This window comes from Serratia sp. ASV30 (assembly GCF_016428815.1).
Classification (GTDB): Bacteria; Pseudomonadota; Gammaproteobacteria; order Enterobacterales; family Enterobacteriaceae; genus Chania; species Chania fonticola_C.
Genome location: NZ_JAELTL010000149.1, coordinates 1 through 1,080, shown reverse-complemented (window position 1 = coordinate 1,080; position 1,080 = coordinate 1). Strand labels below are relative to the sequence as shown.

General features: G+C 38.1%; 1 protein-coding gene and 1 pseudogene. One reads left to right on the top strand and one right to left on the bottom strand.

Going from position 1 to position 1,080, the window contains the following annotated elements:
• The first annotated feature begins 246 nt into the window (after positions 1 to 246).
• On the top strand, positions 247 to 729 hold the full coding sequence (locus tag JHD74_RS25815; RefSeq protein WP_199063889.1) for a DUF4234 domain-containing protein: 483 nt from the start codon (positions 247 to 249) through the stop codon (positions 727 to 729).
• 143 nt (positions 730 to 872) lie between these two features.
• Here the strand turns inward: JHD74_RS25815 and JHD74_RS25810 are convergent.
• Positions 873 to 1,080: pseudogene (locus JHD74_RS25810) on the bottom strand (hypothetical protein); the annotation flags it as partial.

Sequence of the window (1,080 nt, the reverse complement as noted above, 5' to 3'; positions counted from 1 at the left end):
GGCATACGCGATGATACCTCCTGTCTCGTGTTCTCGGAGATGTGTATAAGAGACAGCATATTAAAGAGGATAATGAAATTCCTATAACCAGTTGGGATCTGAACTACAGCGATGTTTATTACTTCACGGTTTCAACAGACAGTGATTATGGTAAGTGTAAACCTCAGGAAGTTGTAATTGAAACCAATCAGGGAAGCTCGAAGTTCACCTGGGAACTATAATTATTATTAAATAATGGATGTGATTATGATCGATAAAAATGTAAATATACTCAAAGATAGCATCAATACGAAGGTTCTGAACTTTGTGCTTCTGACCGTAGCGACAGGTGGCATCTATCCCATGATGTGGTTGTATGTGAATCAGAAGAAGCTAACGGAAGAGATGAAGAGTAACTTTGTCGCTAACGATTATCCGCTATGGCTTGCTGTTGTTACGGGTTTTGGTTGGTTATTAGTCGATATCAGTTATGCCATAAGTGATACTGAGACTGTGCTAGATCATATTGCTACCCTGTTGTCAGTTGCTTCTGCTATTATGCTGATCGTCTGGTCATTTAAGGCAAAAGCAGCATTACAGTCTTATGCTTTAAATGAGTTTAAATTCGAGTTAAAAATGAATCCTTTCTACACTTTCATTTTTAACATTTACTATATTGTTTACTGCATGAACGATATGGAGTCCGAATTTCAGAAGCACAAAATAATTTTTAATCAAAAAAATAGCTGAAAAATTTTCCTGAATATAATGTCACCGGCTTTACAGGCCGGTGATCTTTTTGTTCTGTTTTTTTATACTTATGAACTGTCTTCTACATCTGAACCTATCTATTCAGGTGACATAAATTCAGTGTGTTACCACAGTTCTTCTCTTCACTTATTGTTGAATTTATCAGCCAGTGCTTGCAAGCGCTGTACGGAGCGCTCAACCAGCATACTGTCTAGCTTGCTTGGCTCACATTCAAGTTGCTCATTGATGCTGTTGACTTCGATGTCACTGTTGAACTGAGTCACTTTACTCTGGATGCGTGATCGCAGAATTTTCCAAAGGAAGCTCACACCATCAGGATCAGTTGTAAAG

Excerpts from the sequence above, each read along its gene's own strand:
- JHD74_RS25815 (WP_199063889.1), top strand. The coding sequence starts at position 247 with ATGATCGATAAAAATGTAAATATACTCAAAGATAGCATCAATACGAAG.